Origin of the sequence: Streptomyces sp. HmicA12, from assembly GCF_000373565.1 — a bacterium.
In the GTDB taxonomy this organism is placed as follows: domain Bacteria; phylum Actinomycetota; class Actinomycetes; order Streptomycetales; family Streptomycetaceae; genus Streptomyces.
In genome coordinates this window covers 21,248-45,868 of the sequence record NZ_KB891850.1, presented here as the reverse complement: position 1 = coordinate 45,868, position 24,621 = coordinate 21,248, and the positions used below count along the sequence as shown (strand labels likewise).

Below are 24,621 nucleotides of genomic sequence, written 5' to 3'. Positions count from 1 at the left end.
GTCATGCATCCGCTCCTCAAGCCTGCGCTGCGGCGCGGCTGGCACGACCTGAACACGGTCCAGTTCGGCGTGACGCCGGCACACGCGGTGGTGCTCGGCCCGGTCGACACGGCCACGGGAAGCTTCCTGACCCTGCTCGACGGAACACGGGGCGTGCCCCTGTTGCGCGACGAGGCCAGGCGGATGGGTCTGCCCGACGGCCATGTGGACGCGCTCCTCGACCGGCTGGCCGACGCGGGGCTGCTCGACGACGCGACGGGCGGCGGCCCGGGCGCCGACACCCTGCGTCGGCGCACCGAGGTGATGGACCGGCTCCGCCCCGACCACGCCGCGCTGACGGTCACCACGTCCGAGCCGGGCGAAGGCATGAAGAGATTGACGGCGCGGCACGCCATGCGGGTACAGGTGCGCGGGGCCGGACGGGTGGGTGCGGTCATCGCCTCGGTCCTCGCGGCGGCGGGCGTCGGCCACGTCGACGTCCGTGACGGCGGCTGCGTCGCGCCGTGGGACGTGGCGCCCGGCGGCCAGCCGACGGAGGCGGTGGGCGAGCGCCGAGAGGTGTCGGCACGGCGGGTGGTGCGTGCCGTGGCCCCGCTCCGGCCACCGCGCCCGGACCGCCGCAGGTCGGCCTCGCGCCTGACGGATCCTGAGCAGGGTGAGCCCGCGCTCTCGCTGGTGATCGTCGCGCCGCGGGACGGCCTCGCGGTCCGCTCCCCCGACCCGTCCGCCGTCGAGGACCTGATGGCGGCGGGCATCCCTCATCTGTACGCGGGTGTGGTCGAGGCCACGGGAGTGGTGGGGCCTCTGGTCCTGCCCGGTGGCACGGGCTGCGCGCACTGTCTGCTGCTCGGACGTACCGATCGCGACCCCACCTGGCCGCGGTTGCTGGCCCAGTGGGGTTCGGGCCGCACCGCGCGTCAGGTGCAGGCCTGCGACGTGGCGCTCGCCACCGCCGTGGCGGGGCTTGCCGCAGCTCATGCGCTGGCCTTCCTGGACGGCGAGTTGCCGTCGAGCACCGGAGCGCGGTGGGAGGCGTCCGCGCCCGGGCTGGACTGGCACGCGCGGCCGGTATGGCCGCATTCGGAGTGCCCGTGCGGTGCGGGTGAGGGAGGTAACGGGCAGGAGACCCCCGTGGAGGAAGAGCCGCACGACACAATGGCGGGGTAGGCAATGGCCGACGGCGCCACGACGCCTGGACATGCGCGGCACGGCTGTCCGGCACTTGGAGGGGTGTATGTCTGATCTTCCCCGGAAGGCGGTTACCCGTACCGCCAAGCTGGCCGCACTGCCCATCGGCTTCGCGGGACGTGCGACCTGGGGCATCGGCAAGCGCATCGGCGGCAAGTCCGCCGAGATCGTCGGCCGCGAGTTGCAACAGCGCACGGCGGAGCAGCTGTTCAAAGTGCTCGGCGAACTCAAGGGCGGGGCCATGAAGTTCGGGCAGGCGCTGTCCGTCTTCGAGTCCGCCCTGCCGGAGGAGGTGGCGGGCCCCTATCGCGCCGCTCTGACCAAGCTCCAGGAGGCTGCGCCTCCGATGCCGACCCGCACCGTGCACACGGTCCTCGAACAGCGACTCGGGGAGCAGTGGCGCGAGCTGTTCCTGGAGTTCGAGGAGAAGCCGTCGGCCGCGGCGTCGATAGGCCAGGTGCACCGCGCGGTGTGGCGCGACGGCCGGGAGGTCGCCGTGAAGGTCCAGTATCCGGGCGCGGGCGACGCGTTGCTCTCGGACCTGAATCAACTGGGCCGCTTCGCCCGCCTGTTGGGGCCACTGATCCCGGGGATGGACATCAAGCCGCTCATCGCCGAACTGCGCGACCGCGTCTCGGAGGAGTTGGACTACGCGCTGGAAGCGCAGGCACAGCAGACGCACGCGGAGGAGTTCGACGACGACCCCGATGTCGTGGTGCCGCGCGTGGTGCACCAGTGCGACCAGGTCCTCGTGACGGAATGGATCGACGGGATACCGCTCGCCGAGATCATCAACGACGGCAACAGGGAACAGCGCGACCGCGCCGGTCAGTTGCTGGCCCGCTTCCTGTTCTCCGGACCCGCGCGTACGGGGCTTCTGCACGCGGACCCGCACCCCGGGAACTTCCGGCTGCTGCCCGACGACAAGGGTGGCTGGCGTCTCGGCGTGCTGGACTTCGGCACCGTGGACCGCCTCCCGGGCGGACTGCCCGAGCCGATCGGCGACTCCCTGCGGATGACGCTGGACGGCGAGGCGAGCGCGGTCTACGAGCTGCTGCGCGAGGAGGGCTTCGTCAAGGAGTCGATCGAGCTCGAACCGGACGCGGTGCTCGACTACTTGCTGCCGATCATCGAGCCGGCCCAGGTCGAGGAGTTCACCTTCACCCGCTCCTGGATGCGCAACCAGGCAGCACGGATCGCCGACCCCCGCTCCCCCGCCCACCAACTGGGCAAGCAGCTCAACCTGCCCCCGGCGTACCTGCTGATCCACCGGGTGACGCTCAGCACGATCGGCGTGCTGTGCCAGCTGGGCGCCACGGTACGACTGAGGGACGAACTGGAGGCGTGGGTACCGGGATTCCTGCCCGAGGAGTACGAGTACGAGGAGGACGTGTCCGAGGTGGGGGCGCAGCAGCCACCGGCCGCCGAGGCCTGATCACCACCAGTCGGAGTCGAGCCGCCCCTCGATGGCCCTGATGTTCTCCCGGGCGCAGGTGTCGCAGAAGTAGCGTCGCACGCCGCCCTCGACGGAGCACGTCCAGGTCAACGGCAGGTCTTGGACGGTCGTGCCGCACCGGGCACACACGAGGGCCGGCCGATCCGATGGCTGCGCGGAGTCCCCGCCAGGACGAGACGTCACCCGGCGACGATAACTCCGTGCGCCGGTGATCGCCCGGTCCAACGCACCGCGGGGGCCGGCCCGATCCGGACCGACCCCCGCGTGAACAGCTGAGTGCTGCGTACTGGATTACTGCATGACGGCCATGGCGAGCGCGCGGCGGGCGCGCAGCGACGCGCGCTCGGCGCGACGCTGCATCCGACGGGCGATCACCAGGCGCATGGCCTGGCGTTCGACGTCGGCCTCACGCAGCCGCTCGTGCATATGCGCACGAGCCAGGGCTTCTGGGATGAGTTGCATCTGTCGGGTCCTGTTCTGACGCGAGTCGTTCGCGTCGGATGTAGAAAAGTCTGAGGTCACGGAGCCGGCGGGCTCGCTCGTGGACGGCTTCATCGAGGCCTGCTTCTTGGGGTCGTGCGTCAGGGGGCGGTCGATCGTTCCAGGGGTGTTCATGCCGCGACCGGGTTCTTGCGCGGGCGGCCACGCGGCCGCTTGCGGGCCACGACAACTCCCTGGACGAACAGCTCGCCACCCCAAACGCCCCACGGCTCACGCCGCTCCTTGGCACCGGCGAGGCAGGCCTCGACCAGCGGGCAGGTACGGCAGAGGGACTTGGCGTACTCGACATCCGCCGGCGACTCCGCGAAGAAGACCTCGGGGTCGTAGGCACGGCAGGGGACGGGCACGCCGAGGTTCTCGATGGCGTCGTCGAGCGCGGTGAGCGCAGTCAGCGGGTTCAAGGTGGAGTCCTCCGTGGGGACGGGCGGGGGAAGAGGTTCTGAAGGCGGTACGGACGGGGCGTGCGCTTCGAGTTGCACGGTTTCGTCTTCCTCGTCTGTCGTTCCGGCCGGTGGGCCGGGTGGCGGTGGTACCGGGTTCTTTTTTGTTGTCCCGAGGCCCCTTCGTACTGGTCCCTCGGAAGACCGCTGGTTCTTCCGGGAAAACAGAAGGGCCGCGGATCCCGGATGGGGTTCCGCGGCCCTGAAGGCGCCGGCCTGATCGAAGATCAGGCTGGATCACTCCAGGGTTCAGGCCCACGGAAGGCCCACATCGTGTGGTGCTGCGTCGTCTGCTTCCGGAATCCGGCACCGGCCGCTGCAAAGGCATAGGCCTGAGCCTGTGCCGTCGCTACTGCTTCCGGTGCCTTGGTCGGTCGCTCATTGCCCTCGTGAATCGGAAGGGACGCGAGGGACATGCCGGACTCCGGACGCATGGCGTTGATGCCAGACAGACCGGTGCCCAGGTTCGAGAAGCCGAGCAGGCAGGAAGCGACGACCGAGCGATCGGTCATTTTGACGGTGCTGATGGAGCTGGCGTTGATGCTGATCACTGGAATCGCCTCCTCTCGGCGTCTAGGGGACCGGTGAACCGGTCCGACGGCTTTCAAGTACAACACGGAACCAGGGCCTTCGAGAAGGCCGCTGCTTTCGTGATTAAGAACCTATGGGGATTGCTGGGGCATGCGCAAACTATTTTTTCGACGAGTTTGAATCAGTCGTCCTCCACGACGTCATCGACCTCATCTCCCACTGCCTGACCTGCGCAAATGGCGAGGACATCGGAGCCGTACGTCCGAAACTTCCGTCGGCCGACGCCCGGGATGCGGGACAGGTCACGCTCGTCGTCCGGCGAGGCCTCCGCGATGGCGATCAAGGTCTTGTCGGTGAAGACACAGAACGCCGGCTGCCCGAGCTCGGCCGCCGTGCGGGCGCGCCACTCGATGAGCCGCTCGTACAGCCCTTCGTCCATGTCGGACGGGCAGTCCTCGCAGCGCATCAGCTTCATCTCGGCTGCGTCGAGCGTGTGCCCGCACACGCGGCAGCGCGCCACCTTCCTGTCACCGCGGCGACGAGCCCCCGCGGGCGGCTCCCATGCGGCGTCGTCCGACCGCACACCGTGCTCGACGCCGCCGCGCCCACCGTTCGCACCGCGCCCGGCGGGGCCGGTGGAGCCCGGCCTCAGGCCGTCGAGGAAGCGACTCGGCCTGCGATTCGGCCGGCCACCCGGCGAGCGGGACAGTGCCCAGGAGATGCCGAGGTGGCGCCGCGCGCGGGTCACGCCGACGTACAGGAGCCGTCGCTCCTCCTCGACCTGCTCGTCGGTCTTGGCGTACGAGATCGGCATCATGCCCTCGGCGACACCGACCAGGAACACCGCGTCCCACTCAAGGCCCTTCGCCGCGTGCAGCGAGGCGAGCGTGACGCCTTCCACCGTAGGGGCGTGCTGGGCGTTCGCCCGCTCGTCGAGCTCCGCGACGAAGTCGGCCAGGGTCGCCTCGGGCTTGGCCCGCGCGAAGTCCTCGGCGAGCCGGGCGAGGGCGGCGAGGGACTCCCAGCGCTCGCGCGTGACGCCGGATCCGGCGGGCGGCTGGGTCGTCCAGCCCTCGCCGGAGAGAACGGCTCTCACCTGGGAGGGCAGGTCGACGGCCTCGTCGAGTCCCGCGTCGTTGTCCCCGAAGCGGGCCGCCGCGCGCAGGGAGTGTCCGGCCTTGCGGACCTCGGGCCGCTCGAAGAAGCGCTCCGCGCCGCGCAGCTGGTAGGGCACTCCGGCGTCGGCGAGGGCCTGCTCGTAGATCTCCGACTGCCCGTTCGTCCGGAACAGGATCGCGATCTCGCCGGCGGAGACCCCGGAGGAGATCAGCCCGCGGATGCGCCGGGCCGCGCCCTCGGCCTCGGTGGGCTCGTCGGCGTATTCGACGTACTCCGGCTCGGGACCCGCCTCGCGCTGTGAGATCAGCTCGAGCCGGTGCTCGGCGGCACGGCCCTTGGCCCGGGCGAGAACGCCGTTGGCCAGGTGCACGACCTGGGGCGACGAGCGGTAGTCGCGGACCAGCTTGACGACGGTGGCGCTCGGGTGGCGGGTGCGGAAGTTGAGCAGGTGGTCAGGGGTGGCACCGGTGAAGGAGTAGATCGTCTGGCTGGCGTCGCCGACGACGCAGAGGTTGTCCCGGTCGCCGAGCCACAGGTCGAGCAGGCGCTGCTGGAGGGGGCTGACGTCCTGGTACTCGTCGACGACGAAGTGCTGGTACTGGGCGCGGACCTGCTCGGCGATGTCCTGCCGGTCCTGCAGGATGCCGACGGTCAGCAGCAGCACGTCCTCGAAGTCGATGACGCCGCGGTCCCGCTTGAGCTTCTCGTAGTCGGCGTAGATCTGGGCGATCTCGGCAGGATGGCGGGGGGACTCGCGACCCACCTTGTGGGCCGCTGCCGCGTAGTCCCCGGGGACGGTCTGGGTGACCTTGGACCACTCGATCTCCGCCGTCACGTCGCGCAGCTCACCGCGGTCGAGGCGGATGTGCGAGGCGGCCGCGGCGTCGGCGACGAGCTGGATCTTGCGGTCGACGATCCGGGGCAGCTCGCCACCGACCGCTTTCGGCCAGAAGAACTGGAGCTGGCGCAGGGCGGCGGAGTGGAAGGTGCGGGCCTGCACTCCCCCGGCGCCGAGCTGTCGGAGCCGGCCGCGCATCTCGCCCGCGGCGCGGTTGGTGAAGGTGACGGCGAGGACGGTATTGGGCTGGAGGATCCCGGCGCGGACGCCGTACGCGATGCGGTGGGTGATCGCGCGCGTCTTGCCGGTGCCCGCGCCCGCGAGCACACACACCGGACCGTGCAGGGCGGTCGCCACGGCGCGCTGCTCGGGGTCGAGCCCGTCGAGCACCGCGTCGGGCGATTCCGGGACCTGCGGGAACAGGGTGGAGTGCGTTGCTGCTGTCACCCCGCCATGCTGCCAGGTCGGCGGGGGCGGATGCGTCGCGTTGTCCACAGGCTGTGGGTGCCGGTCATACTTATGCGCCCGACGTGCGGGAATGAGTGCCCGGTCGCGTACGTTCGTCTCATTGCGAACACGTATCCCCAGCCACTTAGGAGCGCGAGGAACATGCCGGGCACTGTGACGATGTACAGCACCACCTGGTGCGGCTACTGCCAGCGGTTGAAGAAGCAGATGGACCGCGAGGGCATCGCGTACACCGAGGTCAACATCGAGCACGACCCGGAGTCCGCGGCGTTCGTCGAGAAGGCGAACGGCGGGAACCAGACGGTCCCCACCGTCCTCTTCGACGACGGTTCGACGCTGACCAACCCCTCGCTGGCGCAGGTCAAGCAGAAGATCGGCGTCTGAGGCTCCCGGAGCCGGGGCCTACAGCGCGTCGCTGGGCTTCGGCAGGGGCTTGCCGTACCAGAGCTCGATCAGGCGGGCCGCAATCGAGATGCCGTAGGGAGGCATGACCTCCTCGGACTCGAAGGCGGCCCGCAGGTCGTCGCGGGAGAACCAGCGCGCCTCGTGGATCTCGTCCCCGTCGACGTTGATCTCGGTGGACGTGGCGTGCGCCATGAAGCCGAGCATCAGGCTGGACGGGAACGGCCAGGGCTGGCTGGCGACGTACTCGACGTCGCCGACGATCACACCGGCCTCCTCCCACACCTCGCGGCGCACCGACTGCTCGATGGACTCGCCGGGCTCCACGAAGCCGGCGAGCGTCGAGAAGCGGCCTTCGGGCCAGTGCACCTGGCGGCCGAGGAGGATGCGGTCCTGCTCGTCGGTGACCGCCATGATCACGGCCGGGTCGGTGCGCGGGTAGTGCTCGGCCCCGCAGGCCTGGCAGCGGCGGATGTGGCCCGCGGCGGCGATGACGGTGCGTTCGCCGCAGCGGGAGCAGAAGCGGTGCAGTCGCTGCCAGTTCTCCAGGGCGACGGCGTGCACCATGAGGCCGGCGTCACGCTGCGAGAGCAGCATTCCCGCCTCGCGCAGCCCGGCGGGGCGCGCGGACTGGTCCATGCGTCCGGGAAGTGTGTCCTTCTGCAGCGCGAAGTAGCTCACGCCGTCGTCGTCGGTGCCCAGGAAGTACCGGTGCGCTTCCGTGAGGGGGGCTTCGAACGACGGCGTCATGACCAGTTCCGTCGTGCCGTCCGATGTCTCGTCGATGAGCACCTGGCCGCCGGAGACCACGAAGACCCGGGTCGTGGGGTGGCTCCACGCGGCGGCGAGCCACGCCTCGTCGAGGCGGTGGTGGGCGGCGCGGTCGATGCCGCTGGGGGCGGCGAGCGAGAGCGGTCGGTCGGCGGTGCGGTCGGTCCAGGTGGTCACGGGTGCTTCCAACTCCCCCGGTGGAATGGGTGGTTCGGCAGGCGGTTCAGCAGGACGTACGGCGGGGCGGGTGCGCTGTGCTTCGTTCAGGGTGCATCTGCCCAGCTCTCGGCAAGATCGCCCCACAGGTAGGCGGCTGTTTCCACGCCCTTCATGAGGAGGTCGAGTTCGACCTTCTCGTTCGGGGCGTGCCAGCCGTCCGAGGGGACGGAGATGCCGAGGAACAGCACAGGTGCGTCGAGGACGTCCTGGAGGTCGGCGGCGGGGCCCGAGCCGCCTTCGCGCGTGAAGCGGATCTTCTGCTCGAAGGCCTGCCCCATGGCGCGGACGACGGACTGCAGGGCGGGGTGGTCGAGCGGCGTGAGGCACGGCCGGGTGGCGGCCCCGAACGTGATCTCGTGCCGGATCCCGGCGGGCAGCTGTTCGGCGACCCAGGCGGTGACGGCCTTCTCTACGTGGTCGGGGTCCTGGCCGGCGACGAGCCGGAAGGAGAGCTTGAGCTGGGCCGACGACGGCACGATCGTCTTGCCGCCGGGGCCCTGGTAGCCGCCGCCGATGCCGTTGACCTCGGCGGTGGGGCGGGCCCAGATGCGCTCCAGGGTGGTGTGCCCGGCCTCTCCGTGGGTGGCGTGGGACTTCGCCGTGCGCAGCCACTGCGCCTCGTCGAAGGGCAGCTCGGCGAAGAGCTCGCGCTCCCGGTCGGTGAGCTCGACGATGCCGTCGTAGAAGCCGGGGACGGCCACGCGCGCGTGCTCGTCGTGCAGCGCGGCGACCAGGCGGGCGGCGGCGGTCGCCGGGTTCGGGACGGCGCCGCCGAAGGAGCCGGAGTGGATGTCCTGGTCGGGCCCGTACAGCTCGAGCTCGCAGTCGGCGAGGCCGCGCATGCCGGTGCAGACCGTGGGGGTGTCCTCGGACCACATGCCGGTGTCGGAGACGATCACGGCGTCGGCGGCGAGCCGCTCCTTGTGGGCCTCGATCAGCTCCCGGAAGTGCGGGGAGCCGGACTCCTCCTCGCCCTCGACGAGCAGCTTGAGGGTGACCGCGGGGGCGGTGCGGCCGGTGGCGGCGAGGTGAGCCCGCACGCCGAGTGTGTGGAAGAACACCTGCCCCTTGTCGTCCGCCGCCCCGCGCGCGTGGAGGCGATTTCCCACGACGACGGGCTCGAAGGGTTCGGTGTCCCAGCCGTCCTCGCGGGCGGCGGGCTGCACGTCGTGGTGTCCGTAGACGAGCACCGTGGGGGCCTGGGGGTCCTCGGAGGGCCACTCGGCGAAGACGGCGGGGGCGCCGGCCGTCGGCCACACCTCGACGGTCGGGAAGCCCGTCTCGGTCAGCTTGGCGGCGAGCCAGTCGGCGCTGCGTCGCACGTCCGGTGCGTGGGCGGGCTGGGCGGACACAGAGGGGATCCGCAGCCACGCGGCGAGGTCGTCGAGGAAGGCCTCGCGGTGGTTCTCGATGTACGCACGGACGGTGCTGACGGCGTTGTCAACGGGCTTGCTCATGGTCACGAGCCTAGTCCCCCGCCGGAGTGTGCTCGTCCGGCGGCTCTTCCACGACCTGCGGCTCCTGGGTGAGGAGTCGCTCCAGCTCCGCCCGTCCGGGCAGGCTGCGCGGGCGGACCGTCTCTCCTGTGCGTACGTACAGGAAGGCGGCGTCCACCGACTCCGGCGGCACACCGTGCTGCTCGGCCCAGGCGAGCCGGTAGATGGCGAGCTGAAGAGGGTCGGCGTTCTGCTGATGGCCGGTCTTCCAGTCGACGATCTCGTACGTGGTCGCGTCGCCTTCGCCCTGCTTGTAGACGGCGTCGATGCGGCCGCGCACGACGCGCCCCGCGATGGCCAGCTGGAAAGGGAGCTCGATCCGGTACGGGGTGCGGTGCGCGTACGACGTCCGCTCGAAGGCTTCCTTGAGCGCTTCCAGGTCGCGCTCGTCGGCGATCTCGGCGTCGCTGCCGGGCAGCTCTTCCGGGTCGAGCAGCGGCAGCCTCAGCTCTTCGAAGCGGGATTCGACCCAGGCGTGGAAACGGGTGCCGCGGCGGGCCGCCGGCTGCGGCGGGGCGGGCATGGGCCGGGCCAGCTCCTGGGCGAAGCCGTCGGGGTCGGCGGCGATGCGCATCAGTTGGTAGGCGGTGAGCGAGTGCGGCACGGGTACGTCGCGCACGGCGGCTCGGGCTCGCATCAGCTCCCCGGCGAGGGCGTCCAGGTCGCGGTCCCAGGAGTCGATGGTGCGGGCCTCTTCAGGCGTGAGCTCGGGCTCGGGGGCGAACGCGGGGTGCGGCACCGCGGCGGTCGGCCCTTGAGGCACGCGCGCGTGGGACCGCGTCTGGGGGTGCGGGGCGGGGTGCGGGACCGTCGGGCGCCGGGAGGGCAGGTTCTCCCAGTCGTCCGGGAACTCCTCGTCCGCGTGAACGGGTTCGTCCTCGTCGAGGAAGTCGTCGTCCGGCGGGGGCGGCCAGTCCGGGTCCTCGAAGGGCGGCTCTTCGTGGGCGGCCGGGTGGGGCTGTGTGTGGGCGCGTGCCTGTGCGGGGCCCGCGGCGCGCTCCAGGTGGGCGAGGACGGTGTCGGCGGCCTGGCGGCGGCGGGCCAGGGAGGCCTCGTCCAGGGGCAGGGGCCAGGCCTGCTCGGCCGACGCCTCCTGAAGGGCCGGGTTCTCCTCGTCGTCGGCCGGTTCGTCCGCCCATGCCTCGATCTCGCCGTGTCCGGCGGCGCAGTGGTCGTACAGCGCCTGAAGGAAGTCGGAGGGGCCGCGCTTCTTCTTCTGGGAGGGGCCCCACCAGTGGCCGGAGCCGAGCAGCAGCGTGCGGGGGCGTGTGAACGTCACGTAGCCCAGGCGCAGTTCCTCGGTGTGCTGGTGGTCCTTCATGTCGGTGTGGAAGGCCTTCATGCCCTTGGAGTCCCACGCCTCGATGTCGGGCAGGGTGGCGGCGTCGCCGCGCAGGGCGTGCGGCAGGACCTTGCCCTGGGCGGTCCACTTCTCGCGGCCCTGGGTGCTCGGGAACGTGCCGTTCACGAGCCCGGGGACGGCGACGACGTCCCATTCAAGTCCCTTGGACTTGTGGGCGGTGAGCACCTTCACGGTGTTCTCGCCGCCCGGCAGCGCGTTGTCGAGGCCCTTCTCGTACTGGGCGGCGGTGCGCAGGAAGCCGAGGAAGGCGAGCAGCGACGCGGAGCTGTCGTTGGCCGCGAAGGAGGCGGCGACGTCCAGGAAGTTGGACAGCGTCTCGCGGCGGCGGGCCGCCAAGGCGTGCGGGGACGCCGAGAGTTCGACCTCCAGGCCGGTGACCGCCAGGACGCGGTGCAGTACGTCCATGAGGGGGTCGGACAACGAGCGGCGCAGGTCGCGCAGTTCGGTGGCGAGCCGGGCGAAGCGCACGCGCGCGTCCGGCGAGAACGGCAGCCCGTCGTCGTCCCCGTCGGCCTCCACCGAGGTCTCCAGGAACGTGTCGAGCGCGTCCGCCAGCGATATCACCTCGGACGGGTCGACACCTTCGACGGCCTCGGCCAGGCGACGGTCCGGATCGTCCTCGCCCCCGCGCGCGTGGGAGACGAGAAAGCGCGCCCTGCGGCCCAGGAGAGCGAGGTCGCGGGCACCGATGCGCCAGCGCGGTCCGGTCAGCAGGCGGACCAGGGCGGCATTGGCCCCGGGGTCCTGGAGCACCTCGCACACGGCGACCAGATCCGCCACCTCCGGGAGGTGCAACAGCCCTGAGAGGCCGACCACTTCGACGGGGATGTCTCGGGCGACGAGCGCGCCCTGGATCTCGGCGAAGTCGGTCGCGGTGCGGCACAGGACGGCGATCTCACCGGGCGCCTTGCCGGTGGCGACCAGGTGGGCGATGGAGTCGGCGAGCCAGTCGATCTCCTCGCTGTGGGTGCGCAGGAGAGCGCAGCGCACGACGCCGTCGCGCTCGGCCCCGGGGGCGGGCCGCAGGGCCTCCACGCCCGCGTGCATGGCGCGCAGCGGCTCGGCGAGGCCGTTGGCGAGGTCGAGGAGGCGGCCGCCGCTGCGGCGGTTCTCGCTGAGGGCGAAGCGGGTGGCCGGGCGGCCGTCGGCGTACGCGAAGTGCAGGGGGAAGTCGTCGAGGTTGGCGACGGACGCGCCGCGCCATCCGTAGATCGCCTGGCAGGGGTCGCCGACGGCGGTGACGGCGTGACCGGTGCCGCCGCCGAACAGGCCCGCGAGCAGAATGCGCTGGGCCACGGAGGTGTCCTGGTACTCGTCGAGCAGGACGACCCGGAACTCGTCGCGCAGGATCTCTCCCACCTCGGGCCGGGTGCTCGCGAGGGTCGCGGAGAGGGCGATCTGGTCGCCGAAGTCGAGGACGTCCCGTGTGCGCTTGGCCGTCCTGTAGTGGGCCACCAGCTCGGCCAGCTCCAGGCGCGCGGCCGCGGCGTCGGGCACCTTGCGCAGGTCCGCGTTGCTGAGCTTGGCGCCTTCCAGGTCGCGGAGCAGTTCCTGGTCGTACGCGCGCAGTCTGCCCGGCTGTACGAGGTGTTCGGCCAGCTCGGAGTCGAGTGCGAGCAAGTCGCTGACCAGGTCCGCGAAAGAGCGGGTGAGGGCCGGATAGGGGCCCGGTGCCTCGCGCAGCACGCGTGCGGCGAGCTGGAAGCGGGTGGCGTCGGCGAGCAGCCGCGTCGTGGGTTCGAGCCCGATGCGCAGGCCGTGATCGGTCAGGAGGCGGCCCGCGAAGGCGTGGTACGTGGAGATCACGGGCTCGCCCGGAGGGTTGTCCGGGTCGATGGTGTCGGGGTCGGTGACGCCCGCCTTGATCAGTGCCTTGCGGACACGCTCGGCCAGCTCGCCGGCGGCCTTGTTCGTGAACGTGAGGCCCAGGACCTGTTCGGGCGCGACCTGCCCGGTGCCCACCAGCCAGACCACGCGCGCGGCCATCACCGTCGTCTTGCCCGATCCGGCCCCGGCCACGATCACCTGCGGCGCGGGCGGCGCCGTGATGCAGGCCGTCTGCTCCGGGGTGAACGGGATGCCCAGCAGCTCCTTGAGCTGCTCGGGGTCGGTGAGGCGTGTGGTCACCTCATCGAGGCTAACCGGCACCACTGACAGCGCCGGTCCGTTCCACCGCGGTGGAGGCGCACGTCACTCCACGACGTGCCTGCCCTCGGGTCGCGCGCTGCACGAGGCCCGGAACGCGCAGTGGGTGCAGTGCTGGCCGGTGGTCGGCGCGAAGCGCTCGTCGAGGACCTTGCCGGCCGCGGTGGCGAGGAGATCGCCGACCCACTCCCCTTCGAGCGGTTCCTGGGCCTGCACCTTGGGGATCGTCTCGCCGCCGTCCTTCTTCGCGGCGCCCTGGCGCAGCTGCACCAGTTCGGCGCCACCGGGATGGGGGCGCGCTCCGTCGAACGGTTCGTCCACAGCGCCCTCGCTGACGGCCAGCTGGTAGACGGCGAGCTGTGGGTGGCGGGCGACGTCGGCGGCGCTGGGCGCCTGCTTCCCGGTCTTGAAGTCGACCACGTAGGCGCGGCCTTCGGCGTCCCGCTCGACGCGGTCCATGGAGCCTCGGATGCGTACTTCGTAGGAGCCCGCTTCCAGCGTGACGTCGAAGTCGTGCTCGCTGGCGACGGGGGTACGTCCGCTGCGGTCCATGACGTGCCACTGGAGGAAGCGTTCGAGCGCCACGCGCGCGTGCTCCTTCTCCTGCGCCGACTTCCAGGGTGCGTCGAAGGCGAGGGCGTCCCATACGGAGTCGAGGCGCTCCATGAGGACGGCCAGGTCCGCGGGGGTGCGCCCGGAAGCGACCTCGTCGGCCAGGACGTGCACGACGTTGCCGAAGCCCTGGGCCGCGGTGGCGGGAGCGTCGGCCTTGACCTCGCGGCCCAGGAACCACTGCAGCGCGCAGGTGTTGGCGAGCTGGTCGAGGGCGCTCCCGGAGAGCACGACGGGCTTGTCGCGGTCGCGCAGCGGGACCTTGCTCTCGGTGGGCTCGTACATGCCCCACCAGCGGTAGGGGTGAGCGGACGGCACGAGGGGTCTGCCGTCGTCGTCGCTGAGTCCGGCGAGCCGGGCCAGGCGGCGGGCGGCGGCCTCGCGGAGCCCTTCGGAGACGCGCGGGTCGACGGTCGTGGAGCGCAGCTCGGCGACCAGGGCGGCGACGGACAGGGGGCGACGCGGGCGGCCCGTGACGTCCTTGGGTTCGACTCCGAGTTCGGTCAGGAACCGGGACGGCTGGTCGCCGTCGTCGGCGGGGGCCTTCACGGCGGTGACGACCAGGCGCTCCCGCGCGCGCGTGGCGGCCACGTAGAACAGTCGGCGCTCCTCGGCGAGGAGGGCGCCCGGCGTGAGCGGTTCGGCGAGCCCGTCGCGCCCGATGCGGTCGGCCTCCAGGAGGGAGCCGCGGCGCCGCAGGTCGGGCCACAGGCCCTCCTGCACGCTCGCGACGACGACGAGGCGCCACTCGAGGCCCTTGGAGCGGTGCGCGGTCATCAGGCGGACGGCGTCGGGGCGCACGGCGCGCCCGGCGAGCGTGTCGGCGGCGATGTCCTGGGCCTCGATCTCCTCCAGGAAGTTGCGCGCGCCGCTGCCACCGGTGCGTTCCTCCGCGCGGGAGGCGACCGCGAACAGTGCGCACACGGCGTCCAGGTCGCGGTCGGCGTTGCGTCCCGCGGCACCGCCGCGCCGGGCGGCTCGCTCCAGGCGTTGCGGCCAGGGCGTGCCGTTCCACAGTTCCCAGAGGACTTCTTCTGCGGTGCCGCCTTCGGCGAGCATCCCGCGGGCTGCGGCGAGCAGCATGCCGAGGCGCTGCGCCCCGCGCGCGTATGCCGGGTCGTGCGCGGCGAGCCGCTCGGGCTCGGCGAGGGCGCGGGCGAGCAGGTCGTCGGAGGGCGGCGGCACGTGGTTGCCCGCGGTGCGCTCCTCCTCGCGCAGGGCACGCCCGAGGCGACGCAGATCGGCTGCGTCCATGCCGCCGAGCGGCGAGCCGAGCAGTGTGAGGGCGGTCTCGGTGTCCAGCCAGCAGGGCGCCCCGGAATCCTCGGCCTCCTCAGCATCGGCGTCCGGAGCATCGGCGTCCGGAGCCTCCGAAGCATCGCCTTCTGGAGAAGCGGCTTCCGCGGAGCCCTGCGCCACCGCCTTCAACGCGGTCAACAGGGGCGTCACCGCCGGTTCGTGCCGCAGCGGCAGGTCGTCCCCGTCTATGTCGACCGGGACGCCTGCGGCCGCGAGAGCGCGCCGCGCCGACGGGATGCTGCGGGCGCCCGCGCGCACCAGGACGGCCATGTCGCTCCACGGGACACCGTCCTCCAGGTGGGCGCGCCGCAGGATGTCCGCGATGTTGTCGAGCTCCGTACCGGAGGTCGGGTACGTGTAGACCTCGGCCCGGCCACCGTCGCGTACCGGGGCGAGCTCTCGGTGGGCGCGCACCTTGTCCGCGGGGAGCCTGGTCAGCGGCATCCGCTGGGTGACGCGACGGGTGGCCTCCAGGAGGCGCGCGCCGGAGCGCCGGGAGGTGGTGAGCACCTCGACCGGGGCGGGTGCGCCGGTCGCCCGGGGGAAGTCGTGGGGGAAGTCCAGGATGCCGTTCACGTCCGCGCCGCGGAACGCGTAGATCGACTGGTCGGGGTCGCCGAACGCGACCAGGGTGCGGCCTCCCCCGGCGAGCGCGTGCAGCAGTCGTACCTGGGCCGGGTCGGTGTCCTGGTACTCGTCGACGAACACGGCGTCGTACTGCGCGGCCAACTGGCCGGCGACCTCGGTGCGGTGCGCGAGCAGCACGGCGCGGTGCACCAGCTCCGCGTAGTCGAGCACGCCCTGCATGTCGAGGACGTCCAGGTACTCGGCCAGGAAGGTGGCGGCCGCGCGCCAGTCCGGGCGGCCGATACGGCGGGCGAACGAGTCGAGGGCGGCAGGCCCCAGTCCCAGCTCACGGCTGCGGGCGAGCACCGCGCGCACCTCGTCCGCGAAGCCGCGCGTGGTGAGGCAGGCGCGCAGTTCGTCGGGCCAGCGCACGTGCGCGAGACCGGCCTGCTCCAGGTCGATCTGGCCCGCGAGCAGGTCTCGTACGGTGACGTCCTGCTCGGGGCCGGACAGGAGCCGCAGGGGCTCCGCGAAGAGTTCGGCGTCCTGGTGGGCGCGCACGAGGGCGTAGCAGAACGAGTGGAACGTCGTCGCCTGCGGGGAACGTGCCGCTCCGATGCGCAGCGCCATACGGTCGCGCAGTTCGACGGCGGCCTTGCGGCTGAACGTGAGCACAAGAATGCGCCCGGGTTCGGTGCCCTCGGCGATGCGGGCCGAGACCGCCTCCACAAGGGTCGTCGTCTTGCCTGTCCCGGGACCGGCCAGCACCAGCAGGGGGCCGTGAGCGTGGTCAACCACCGCACGCTGATGTGCGTCCAGACGAGGGGGGTCCACCGGCGCCGGCGGGGTACGCACCAGTCGGTACGCGCCGGGAATCCCCTGTCGAGCCTGGTGCGGCGACAGGTGCCGGGTGGACGAAGAGGAGCTCACGTGGATCGCTGGTCCTGGTGGGTGTGCTGGTGGTCGATGCGCCGTCCGCGTGCGGCGGGGGCTACGGGGTGAAGGAGGTGTCTGCCATCGACGGTGCCGTCGACGCTACGCCGTCGAGTGTGGCGGAAGCCGGGCTTCCGGTGCCTCCCTCGCGCCCCGTTCGGCACAGGTGTGCGCTGTCTCACGAACGGACACGGACGCCGCGGAGTGCCCCGCGCTCCCCGTTTCCCCCGTACGGGCCACCGGCACCCCGCCCGCGCGCGGGATGGCCGAAGCTGTCAATTGTGAGCTTCCGTACGTGTCTGCCCGTCCCACCGCGCGCGCTTCATGTCGAGGCGCGGCAGATGGCCCGCGGCGGCGCGGGAGGCCTCGCGCAGCGGCGTGCTCTCCTCCCGGTAGTGGTCGAGCGCCCGCAGTTCGTGGCCGGGCAGCAGCGCCCCGTCGGCGCGCACGACACGCCACCACGGCACCGCTCCTCCGTAGAGGGCCATCACGCGCCCGACCTGGCGCGGCCCGCCCTCCTCCAGCCACTCGGCGACGTCCCCGTACGTCATGACGCGCCCGGGCGGAATCAGCTCGGCCACCTCGAGGACTCGCTCCGCGTACTCGGGAAGTTCTCCTGCCGGCTCGCTCTCCTCGCTCATCCGGCCCATCCTGCCCCACGGCACCGACAACATGGCGGGACCTACGGGCGGCGCCATGGAGGGACGTACAGGAAGGCGCTTGCCGACGACTTTGCGCTCCTCGAATGCACCCTGATGCCCCCCTATGGCGATGGGACATGCCACCATCGTGCGGGCGGTGACTGGTGATACGAGATCAAGAAGAGACGACGGAGCAGCAGAGCGTGCACCCCGACAAGGCGGAGGGCACCTCTGTGACACCGGCGCGCCCTGAGGACACGGCCGAGACGGCCACCGAGACCAAGCACGAACAGCCGCTGCACGATCCCGACTGCGCCGAGTCCGACGCGCACGCGGAGCGGGTCGACGGCGACGAACCGTTGCTCCCCGCGCGCGTGCACCGTCCTTCCGATCTCATGCGCCTGCTCGCCGGCCTGCTCGCGGTCGCCGTGCTGCTGGCCATCGCCGCGTTCGCGCACGCCACGACGACGGGCTTCGCCCAGGACATCAACAAGGGCACCGAACAGGCCCCCGACCTGCTGACCAAGTTCGCGGGGTTCGCGTCGAGCATCGCCATCCTGCTCGTCCCGGTGGCGTTCGCCATCGAGCGGCTGATCAAGCGGGACGGACTGCGGATCGCCGACGGTGTGCTCGCCGCGGTGCTCGCCCACGGGGTGACGCTCGCGACCGACCTCTGGGTCGCCAAGGCGGCGCCGCAGTCCATCCAGGACGCGCTCACCAAGGTGTCGCCCAGCGACATCCATGCGCTGACCGACCCGGTGCACGGCTACTTGGCGCCCGTCATCGCCTATATGACGGCGGTCGGCATGTCCCGGCGACCACGATGGCGTGTGGTCCTGTGGGTGGTGCTCCTGCTCGACGCGTTCACGATGCTGGTCACCGGTTACACGACGCCGTTCTCGATCATCCTGACGATCCTCATCGGCTGGACCGTCGCCTACGGAACGCTGTACGCGGTCGGCTCCCCCAATGTGCGCCCCACCGGGCAGACGCTCCTCGCGGGCCTGCGCCACGTCGGCTTCCACCCCGTCAACGCCTCCCGCGAGGAGGCGCATGAAGGCGCCACGGAGAACGGCGACCGGGGGCGGCGCTACTTCGTCACCCTGGAGGACGGTGCGCCCCTGGACGTCACGGTCGTGGACCGGGAGCAGCAGGCTCAGGGCTTCTTCTACCGGGTGTGGCGGCGCCTGACGCTGCGGGGCATCACCACGGGCCGCAGCCTCCAGTCGCTGCGCCAGGCGCTGGAGCAGGAGGCGCTGCTCGCCTACGCGGCCATCTCGGCCGGGGCGAACGCGCCGAAGCTGATCGCCACCTCCGAGCTCGGCCCCGACGCCGTGATGCTCGTCTACGAGCACGTCGGCGGCCGCTCCCTCGACTCGATGCCGGACGCGGAGATCACCGACGAGCTGCTGAGCGACACCTGGCGGCAGGTGCAGGCGCTCCAGTCACGGCGGATCGCGCACCGGCGGCTCGCGGGCGACGCGATTCTGGTGGATCGTTCCGGCAACGTGATCCTCACGGATCTGCGCGGCGGGGAGATCGCCGCGGGCGACCTGGTGCTGCGTATGGACATCGCGCAGATGCTCACGACCCTGGGCCTGCGCGTGGGCGCCGAACGGGCGGTCGCGTCGGCCGTCGGCGTGCTCGGCCCCGATCCGGTCGCCGACTGTCTGCCGCTGCTGCAGCCGATCGCCCTCACGCGCACCACCAGAGCGACGCTGCGCAGGCTCGGGCGGGAGCGCGCCCAGCGCGAGCGCGAGGCCGTCCTGGAGGCGTCCAGCAAGGCCAAGCAGCTACGTGCGGATGATGCCGCCGCCGAGAGCGACGCGAAGAAGTCCGTACGCGCCGAGAAAAAGACCGAGAAGAAGACCGAGAAGGCCGAGCGGCAGGCCGAGAAGCGGGCCCTCGACGAAGCCCTGGACGAGGCCCGCGAGGAGGATCTGCTCACCCAGATCCGCCACCAGGTGCTCCGCATCCGGCCGCAGGCGCCCGTCGAACCGGCGCGTCTCGAGCGCATCAGACCGCGCACACTGATCAGTTTCATCGCCGGTGCGATCGGCGCGTACTTCCTGCTGTCACAGCTCACGCACATCGACTTCGGCGCGATCGTCGGCGAGGCCGAGTGGGGCTGGGTCGGCCTCGCCGTGGTCTTCTCCGCGCTCAGCTATGTGGCCGCGGCGATGAGCCTGCTCGGCTTCGTGCCGGAACGGGTGCCCTTCATGCGGACCGTCGCGGCCCAGGTCGCCGGTTCGTTCGTGAAGATCGTCGCTCCGGCGGCGGTCGGCGGCGTGGCGCTCAATACGCGCTTCCTGCAGCGGGCCGGTGTACGTCCCGGTCTCGCGGTCGCCAGTGTCGGCGCCTCGCAGTTGTTCGGCATGTGCAGTCACATCCTGTTGTTGCTGACCTTCGGCTACCTGACAGGGACGGAGAAGACGCCCTCCTTGTCGCCTTCCCGTACGGTCATCGCGGGTCTGCTGACGGTCGCTGTGCTCGTCCTTGTGGTGACGTCGATCCCCTTCCTGCGGAAATTCGTCGTCACGCGCGTGCGGTCGCTGTTCGCCGGTGTCGTGCCGCGCATGCTCGACGTCCTGCAGCGGCCGCGGAAGCTGCTCACCGGCATCGGCGGCATGCTGCTCCTCACGGCCTGCTTCGTGATGTGCCTGGACGCCTCGATCCGCGCCTTCGGGGACAGCACCACGAGCCTGAGCCTGGCCAGCGTGGCGGTCGTCTTCCTGGCCGGCAACGCGCTCGGTTCGGCCGCGCCGACACCGGGCGGTGTGGGCGCCGTCGAGGCGACGCTGACGGTGGGTCTGATCGCGATCGGCCTCCCGAAGGAAGTGGCTGCGCCCGCGGTGCTGCTGTACCGACTGCTCACCCTGTGGCTGCCCGTACTGCCGGGGTGGCTGTTCTTCAACCACCTGACCCGTAAGGGCGCGCTGTAGGACCTCACGGCCTGCCGGTCCTCACCCGCACAGCCCGTAGCAAGCGCGCCCCGCACCCGGCCGCCGCAGGATGGACGCATGCCCATTGCGTCCCGGCCCCGCGCCGCTGCCCTGGCCGTCACCGCTGCTCTGCTCTCCGCCTCGCTGGCGGCGTGCAGCAGCGACTCGCAGGACGACGTGGATCTGCCGTCCCAGAACCTGAGCTGGAAGGACTGTCCGGCGCCGTCGGACTCCGAGGGCGGAGGGGCCTCGCCGTCCCCGCTGCCGGGCGGCTCCGCATGGCAGTGCGCCACCATGAAGGCGCCACTCGACTGGGACGACCCCAAGGGCGACACCATCGACCTCGCCCTGATCCGCGCCAAGTCGAGCGGCGACGAGGACAAGCGCATCGGGTCGCTGATCTTCAACTTCGGCGGTCCCGGCGGCTCGGGCGTCACCACCCTGCCGGCGTTCGGCTCCGACTACGAGAAGCTGCGCACGCGCTACGACCTGGTCAGCTTCGACCCGCGCGGAGTGGGCCGCAGCGCGGGCGTCGAGTGCGAGGACGACGACCAGCTCGACGAGTACTTCGAGCAGGACTCGACGCCCGACGACACCGAAGAGCGGAACAAGCTCGTCGACAACATCAAGACGTTCAACGGCGCCTGCGAGAAGAACTCCGGCAAGGTCCTGCCGCACGTCCGCACCACCGACGCGGCCCGCGACATGGACCTGATGCGTCAGGTGCTCGGCGACGACAAGCTGCACTACTTCGGCATCTCCTACGGGACCGAACTGGGCGGCGTGTACGCCCACTTGTTCCCCAAGAACGTGGGCCGCGCCGTGTTCGACGGTGTCGTCGATCCGACCGAGGCCCCGGAGCAGAGCTCCCTCGGCCAGGCCGAGGGCTTTCAGCTCGCTCTCGACAACTACGCGAAGGACTGCACCTCCAAGGTCGAGGACTGCCCCGTCGGCGACACCCCGCAAGAGGTCAAGGACAAGATCGCCAAGCTGCTGACGGAGCTCGACGAGAAGCCGATCCCGGGGATCTTCCCACGCGACCTGACCCAGACCGCGGCGACCAACGGAATCGCGCAGTCCCTCTACTCGAAGGACTTCTGGGAGTACCTCACCGAGGGGCTGCAGCAGGCGTACGACGGCGACGGCAAGATCCTCATGGCGTTGTCCGACTCGATGAACGGGCGCAACGACGACGGGAAGTACAGCAACATGCAGGCGGCCAACGTGGCCATCAACTGCGCCGACTACAAGCCGCGTTACACGGCGAAGGACGTCGAGGCGAAGCTGCCCGAGTTCCGCAAGGCCTCGCCGCTGTTCGGCGACTATCTGGCCTGGGGCATGCTCAGCTGCACCGGCTGGGCCGTCGACGGCGCGGCCGACCACCCGGACGTGAGCGCCTCCGGGTCCGCCCCGATCCTCGTCGTCGGCAACACCGGAGACCCGGCCACCCCGTACAAGGGTGCGAAGAAGATGGTCGACGCGCTGGGCGACGGTGTGGGCGTCGAGCTGACGTACAAGGGCCAGGGGCACGGGGCGTACGACAGCGGCAACTCGTGTGTGCACAGCGCTGTGAACGGCTATCTCCTCAACGGGAAGGTCCCGAACGAGGGAACGGTCTGCTCGTGATCCCGGGGGTTGTCCACAGGCTCGAGCAGCCACCCGCGGGCCTTCCTACGATGGCCTGACTGTCTCTCGAACGGGGGCAGTCGAGGGGGGAGGTGCCCATGGCACCACAGGAATCGCGGGCCCGCGCAGGCGCCCGCACACGCGCAGGAACAACGGTCCGCGCACTGGCTCTGGCGACCGCCGTGATGCTGACGGCCGGTCTGGTCACCGGCTGCAGCGACGCGGACGGAGGCGACGGCGGCGACGCGGCGAAGCCGTCTCCGTCGTCGCCGGCCGACGGCCCGTCGCGCTCGGCCGGCTCCTCCCCGAGCGCCGCGGCGCCGACCGCCCTGCCCTCCTCAGTCACCGGGCAACGCCTCGACTGGGGCCGTTGCAAGGGCACGGCGAGCACGCCCGCGCCCGGCTCCGACTGGCAGTGCGCGACCCTCAGGGCCCCGCTCGACTACGCACGTCCGACAGGATCGACGATCGGGCTCGCCCTCATCCGGGCCACGTCCCGTGGCGACGGCAGGGCGCGGATCGGTTCCCTGTTGTTCAACTTCGGCGGACCCGGCGCCTCCGGCGTCGATCTGCTGCCGGCCTTCGCCCCGCAGTACGCGAAGCTGCGCGAGCGGTACGACCTGGTGAGTTTCGACCCGCGCGGCGTCGCGGCGAGCCGCGGTGTGCGCTGCCGCGGAGACCGGGAGACACAGGCCGCCGAGGCCATCGATCTCACCCCGGACACCGCCGCGGAGGAGTCGGCGTACTTCAAGGACGCCACCGACTTCGGCAAGGGCTGCGCACAGCAGGCCGGCCGGCTGCTCGGTCATGTGTCGACCGTCGAGGCGGCCCGCGACATGGATCTGATGCGCCAGGTCCTGGGCGACGACGAGTTGCACTACATGGGCGTCTCGTACGGCACCGAACTCGGCGGTGTCTACGCCCACTTGTTCCCCGGCACAGTGGGCCGGCTCGCCCTGGACGCGGTGGTCGATCCGAGCGTGGGACGGGTCGGGCACGCCGAGAACCAGGCGCGAGGGTTCCAGCGGGCGCTGGACAACTACCTGGCATTCCGCGGCATCGACCCGAAGACGGGCTCACGCGAGATCGCGGCGCTCCTGAAACGGCTCGACGCGAAACCGCTGCCCACCGCGAGCGGCCGCGAGCTGAACGAGTCGCTGGCGACCACCGGCATCATGGTCACCCTGTACCACAAGGCCAGTTGGCCCGCCCTGACCCGAGGCCTGAGGAACGCGGAGAAGGGGGACGGCACGGCGCTGCTCGCGCTCGCCGACGCCTACAACGACCGGGACACGAACGGCCGTTACGGCACGACGACCCATTCGCAGCGCGCGATCTCCTGCCTCGACGACAAGGCGCGGCCGTCGGTGGCGCGGGCCAAGGCCCTGATGGCGAGGTTCCGGGGGATCTCGCCCGTCTTCGGGGAGGGCATGGCCTGGGACACGGCGGGCTGGTGCCACGACTGGCCGGTGCCCGGCCAGTGGGAGAACCCCGACGTGAGCGCGCCGGATGCGGCGCCGGTGCTCGTCGTCGGCAACACGGGCGACCCGGCCACCCCGTACGAAGGCGCCCGCCGCATGGCGGACGAGCTGGGCACGGGCGTCGGCGTCGAACTGACGTGGAAGGGCGAGGGGCACGGGGCGTACGGCTCCGGCAGCTCCTGCGTCGACACCACGGTGAACGCGTATCTGCTGGAGGGTCGAATACCGCGCGACGGCAAGGTGTGCTCCTGACACCGCCGGCCCGTCCCGCGCACGGCCCCGGCACGCCGGACGGGCCCCTCGCGTGCTGCGCGGGGCCCGTCCGGAAGTGTCACGTCGACAGGGCCTACTAGTAGATCGGCTTGTCCGGCTCGATCTGGTTGACCCAGCCGATGACGCCGCCGCCGACGTGCACGGCGTCGGAGAAGCCCGCGGACTTCAGCACGGCGAGGACTTCCGCACTGCGGACACCCGTCTTGCAGTGCAGGACGATCTTCTTGTCCTGCGGCAGCGACTCGAGGGCGGTCCCCATGAGGAACTCGTTCTTGGGGATCAGCTTGGCGCCCGGGATCGAGACGATCTCGTACTCGTTCTGCTCGCGGACGTCGATGATCTCGATGTTCTCGCCGTCGTCGATCCACTCCTTGAGCTGCTTCGGAGTGATCGTCGAACCGGCGGCCGCCTCCTGGGCCTCCTCGGACACGACGCCGCAGAAGGCCTCGTAGTCGATGAGCTCGGTGACGGTCGGGTTCTCGCCGCAGACCGCGCAGTCGGGGTCCTTGCGGACCTTGACCTGGCGGTACTGCATCTCCAGGGCGTCGTAGATCATCAGGCGGCCGACGAGCGGGTCGCCGACACCGGCCAGAACCTTGATCGCCTCGGTGACCTGGATGGAGCCGATGGACGCGCACAGTACGCCCAGGACACCGCCCTCGGCGCAGGAGGGGACCATGCCGGGCGGCGGGGGCTCCGGGTACAGGCAGCGGTAGCACGGCCCGTGCTCGGACCAGAAGACCGAGGCCTGGCCGTCGAAGCGGTAGATGGAACCCCACACGTAGGGCTTGTTCAGCAGCACGCACGCGTCGTTGACGAGGTAGCGCGTCGCGAAGTTGTCCGTGCCGTCGACGATCAGGTCGTACTGGCTGAAGATGTCCATCACGTTCTCGGCTTCGAGCCGCTCTTCGTGGAGGATCACGTTCACGTACGGGTTGATGCCGAGGACCGAGTCCTTCGCGGACTCCGCCTTCGAGCGGCCGATGTCGGCCTGGCTGTGGATGATCTGGCGCTGCAGGTTCGACTCGTCGACCTCGTCGAACTCCACGATGCCGAGCGTGCCGACGCCCGCCGCGGCGAGGTACATCAGCGCCGGCGATCCCAGGCCGCCGGCGCCCACACAGAGCACCTTGGCGTTCTTCAGCCGCTTCTGCCCGTCCATCCCGACATCCGGGATGATCAGGTGGCGGGAGTACCTGCGAACCTCGTCGACGGTGAGCTCAGCAGCTGGCTCGACCAGGGGTGGCAGCGACACGGAGACCTCATTAATGCAGCTGGTCGGTATCTACGTACGGTTGTTCCGTCTGTAA

General features: G+C 71.1%; 17 protein-coding genes. 6 read left to right on the top strand and 11 right to left on the bottom strand.

Going from position 1 to position 24,621, the window contains the following annotated elements; translation table 11 throughout:
- Positions 1 to 3: 3 nt before the first annotated feature.
- Positions 4 to 1,167, top strand: coding sequence for a TOMM precursor leader peptide-binding protein (locus B072_RS44965; RefSeq protein WP_018535139.1), 1,164 nt, complete (start codon positions 4 to 6; stop codon positions 1,165 to 1,167).
- 67 nt (positions 1,168 to 1,234) lie between these two features.
- Complete coding sequence (locus tag B072_RS0137550; RefSeq protein ID WP_018535138.1) at positions 1,235 to 2,623, top strand: ABC1 kinase family protein; 1,389 nt, start codon at positions 1,235 to 1,237, stop codon at positions 2,621 to 2,623.
- On the opposite strand, the gene B072_RS47135 is transcribed toward B072_RS0137550, so the two are convergent.
- The 5 genes from B072_RS47135 to B072_RS0137525 all read right to left on the bottom strand — a co-directional run bounded on the left by B072_RS47135 (position 2,624) and on the right by B072_RS0137525 (position 6,520).
- Entirely contained in the window at positions 2,624 to 2,827 is a 204-nt protein-coding gene (locus B072_RS47135; RefSeq protein WP_078506718.1) for a hypothetical protein, read from the bottom strand.
- 108 nt (positions 2,828 to 2,935) lie between these two features.
- Entirely contained in the window at positions 2,936 to 3,259 is a 324-nt protein-coding gene (locus tag B072_RS0137540; RefSeq protein WP_018535136.1) for a hypothetical protein, read from the bottom strand.
- A complete protein-coding gene (locus tag B072_RS0137535; RefSeq protein WP_026246710.1) occupies positions 3,256 to 3,624 on the bottom strand; it encodes a WhiB family transcriptional regulator in 369 nt (122 codons plus the stop codon). The genes B072_RS0137540 and B072_RS0137535 overlap by 4 nt, the downstream gene beginning before the upstream one ends.
- 188 nt (positions 3,625 to 3,812) lie before the next feature.
- Positions 3,813 to 4,136: a hypothetical protein gene (locus tag B072_RS47130; protein ID WP_078506717.1), complete on the bottom strand. Its 324-nt coding sequence runs from the start codon at positions 4,134 to 4,136 to the stop codon at positions 3,813 to 3,815.
- A gap of 161 nt (positions 4,137 to 4,297) precedes the next feature.
- A complete protein-coding gene (locus tag B072_RS0137525; RefSeq protein WP_078506731.1) occupies positions 4,298 to 6,520 on the bottom strand; it encodes an ATP-dependent DNA helicase UvrD2 in 2,223 nt (740 codons plus the stop codon).
- Positions 6,521 to 6,682: 162 nt separating this feature from the next.
- On the opposite strand from B072_RS0137525, the gene B072_RS0137520 reads away from it, so the two are divergent.
- Complete coding sequence (locus tag B072_RS0137520; protein WP_018535132.1) at positions 6,683 to 6,925, top strand: mycoredoxin; 243 nt, start codon at positions 6,683 to 6,685, stop codon at positions 6,923 to 6,925.
- 18 nt (positions 6,926 to 6,943) lie between these two features.
- Here B072_RS0137520 and nudC read toward each other — a convergent pair whose 3' ends face one another.
- The 5 genes from nudC to B072_RS0137495 all read right to left on the bottom strand — a co-directional run bounded on the left by nudC (position 6,944) and on the right by B072_RS0137495 (position 16,989).
- Entirely contained in the window at positions 6,944 to 7,891 is a 948-nt protein-coding gene (nudC, locus tag B072_RS0137515) for an NAD(+) diphosphatase (RefSeq protein ID WP_018535131.1), read from the bottom strand.
- An 86-nt stretch (positions 7,892 to 7,977) separates the two neighbouring features.
- Positions 7,978 to 9,390 carry a dipeptidase gene (locus B072_RS0137510; protein WP_026246709.1) on the bottom strand — a complete coding sequence of 471 codons (1,413 nt, stop codon included), beginning with the start codon at positions 9,388 to 9,390 and terminating at the stop codon, positions 7,978 to 7,980.
- Positions 9,391 to 9,400: 10 nt separating this feature from the next.
- A complete protein-coding gene (locus B072_RS0137505) occupies positions 9,401 to 12,919 on the bottom strand; it encodes an ATP-dependent DNA helicase (protein WP_018535129.1) in 3,519 nt (1,172 codons plus the stop codon).
- Between the two features lie 63 nt (positions 12,920 to 12,982).
- Positions 12,983 to 16,345, bottom strand: a complete 3,363-nt coding sequence (locus B072_RS0137500; RefSeq protein WP_078506715.1) for an ATP-dependent helicase — start codon at positions 16,343 to 16,345, stop codon at positions 12,983 to 12,985.
- Positions 16,346 to 16,623: 278 nt separating this feature from the next.
- Complete coding sequence (locus tag B072_RS0137495; protein WP_018535127.1) at positions 16,624 to 16,989, bottom strand: MGMT family protein; 366 nt, start codon at positions 16,987 to 16,989, stop codon at positions 16,624 to 16,626.
- A gap of 164 nt (positions 16,990 to 17,153) precedes the next feature.
- Between B072_RS0137495 and B072_RS0137490 the strand changes: the two genes are divergently transcribed.
- The 3 genes from B072_RS0137490 to B072_RS0137480 all read left to right on the top strand — a co-directional run bounded on the left by B072_RS0137490 (position 17,154) and on the right by B072_RS0137480 (position 23,290).
- Entirely contained in the window at positions 17,154 to 19,931 is a 2,778-nt protein-coding gene (locus B072_RS0137490; protein WP_026246707.1) for a lysylphosphatidylglycerol synthase transmembrane domain-containing protein, read from the top strand.
- Positions 19,932 to 20,009: 78 nt separating this feature from the next.
- Positions 20,010 to 21,557 (top strand): alpha/beta hydrolase, encoded by a 1,548-nt coding sequence (locus tag B072_RS0137485; protein ID WP_018535125.1) that lies wholly within the window; start codon positions 20,010 to 20,012, stop codon positions 21,555 to 21,557.
- Positions 21,558 to 21,742: 185 nt separating this feature from the next.
- The gene (locus B072_RS0137480; RefSeq protein ID WP_043245495.1) at positions 21,743 to 23,290 is read left to right on the top strand and encodes an alpha/beta hydrolase; all 1,548 of its coding nucleotides are present in this window, start codon (positions 21,743 to 21,745) and stop codon (positions 23,288 to 23,290) included.
- A 97-nt stretch (positions 23,291 to 23,387) separates the two neighbouring features.
- Here the strand turns inward: B072_RS0137480 and moeZ are convergent, their stop codons facing one another.
- Positions 23,388 to 24,566: an adenylyltransferase/sulfurtransferase MoeZ gene (gene moeZ / locus B072_RS0137475; RefSeq protein ID WP_018535123.1), complete on the bottom strand. Its 1,179-nt coding sequence runs from the start codon at positions 24,564 to 24,566 to the stop codon at positions 23,388 to 23,390.
- Positions 24,567 to 24,621: the final 55 nt, after the last annotated feature.